Annotated in this window: 2 protein-coding genes; both read left to right on the plus strand. The window is 43.1% G+C overall.

Going from position 1 to position 1,757, the window contains the following annotated elements; genetic code table 11:
* Positions 1-858 (plus strand): molybdopterin dinucleotide binding domain-containing protein (locus IQR33_RS33595; RefSeq protein ID WP_322631788.1); only part of this gene is annotated, 858 nt, incomplete at its 5' end.
* A 195-nt stretch (positions 859-1,053) separates the two neighbouring features.
* The gene (locus tag IQR33_RS19405; RefSeq protein WP_005376099.1) at positions 1,054-1,530 is read left to right on the plus strand and encodes a DM13 domain-containing protein; all 477 of its coding nucleotides are present in this window, start codon (positions 1,054-1,056) and stop codon (positions 1,528-1,530) included.
* Positions 1,531-1,757 lie beyond the last annotated feature (227 nt).

A 1,757-nucleotide genomic window follows, 5' to 3' on the forward strand; every position in this document is an offset into this window, starting at 1 on the left:
CACATTTCGACGAAGTTAAATCGTTCTCACCTTGTCACAGGTAAAGATGCGCTTATTCTTCCATGCTTAGGCCGTACCGAGATTGATCAGCAAGCGACTGGCCCACAAGGCGTGACGGTTGAAGATACCTTCAGCATGGTACATATCTCATTTGGTCAGCTAAAACCGCGTTCGGAGCATTTGCGTTCAGAACCAGCGATTATTGCCGGTATTGCCAATGCTACACTCGGGGCAAAACCAATTGATTGGTTGTGGGCGATTGAAGATTACGACCGTATTCGCGATTTGATTGCAGACACGATTCCGGGCTTTACCGACTTTAACCATAAGCTTAAACACCCGGGTGGATTCCACTTGGTAAACCCAGCTGCCGAGCGTCGATGGAATACACCAAGCGGCAAAGCACAGTTCAGCTCTAGCGAGTTGCCGAAGCAGTTGATCAGCGAAGCGATACTCGAAAAAGGCCAAAAGCCAGATTTGATCTTGCAAACCATGCGCTCACACGACCAATACAATACGACACTTTACGGCTTGAATGACCGTTATCGTGGAGTATTTGGTATGCGCGAAGTGCTGTTTATCAATGAAGCGGATATTCGTAAACTCGGTTTTGAACCGGGCGACAAAGTGGACATGGTGTCATTGTGGGAAGATGGCGTTGAGCGCCGTGTGAGCGGATTTACGCTTGTTGCCTATGATGTACCAGCAGGTCAGGCGGCGGCTTACTATCCAGAAACAAACCCATTAGTTCCTTTGGACAGTTATGGGGATAGAACGTTTACGCCAACCTCTAAGTTTATTGCGATAAAATTGGAAAAATCGACATCCGATAAGATCGCTTTGGTGGAAGCGGAATAGTGACCAAACCGGCACAACGACATTTCCGATAAGCAAACGGCTGATATTAATTATCAGCCGTTTTTAATTGCGCTCAGTCTGCATTTAGTGCGCATAGCTTGTGTATAATGTTAATGACATTATGCTGCTCGATAATAGACAGATAAGGCCGATTTGAATCTAATTTCAAGTAGTAAAACTAATAAGAAGATGCTTATGACCTTGAAAAATATAATTAAATTAACAATCAGTCACTTAGTGGCAGTTTCTATTGGCATTGCGATAGGTATCTATACTTTACCGATCCTTATTGCACCACCTGCGCCGACCGATGAACAAGTTGCTAAGAGCAAGCAAGGTGCAGAATACAGCGCAGTGTTTAAGAGGGAACTCAAAGGTAGCGACGCTTTTCATTGGGGAGAGGGAGAAATTCATTTGAGTTCTGAAGTCATTACGTTGGTAGGAAAACTCGCTCCCGGACCAGACTATAAACTCTATCTATCTCCTAAGTTTGTCGAAACGGAACAAGAGTTTAATGACCTTAAATCTGAGATGAGCTTAATTGGTGATGTCAAAACGTTCGATAACTTCGTTGTTGAGGTTCCTCAAAGCACTTCAATTTCTGAATACAATACGGTTGTTGTATGGTGCGAGACATTTGGTGAGTTCATTACTTCGGCAAAGTATCAATAAACCTCAGTAGTGGAGTAAAAGGCTTTTCTTTTCACTTTACGCTAGGATGTTGTTTCGCATCATTAGAAGGCAAAGACTCTTAAACATTCTAAATTTAAGAGCCTTTGTTTAGAGTTATTGACAGAACCATTCGACTTGTAAGTCGTTTGCACCTTTCAGGCTACGTTCTGGAAAAACAAGATTTCGAACTATTTAGAGTTATTCTCTGTTTGGCTTGTTTCGTTCGA

This window comes from Vibrio sp. OPT46, from assembly GCF_015163535.1.
Taxonomy (GTDB): Bacteria; Pseudomonadota; Gammaproteobacteria; order Enterobacterales; family Vibrionaceae; genus Vibrio; species Vibrio alginolyticus.

Excerpts from the sequence above, each read along its gene's own strand:
- IQR33_RS19405 (WP_005376099.1), top strand. The coding sequence starts at position 1,054 with ATGACCTTGAAAAATATAATTAAATTAACAATCAGTCACTTAGTGGCA.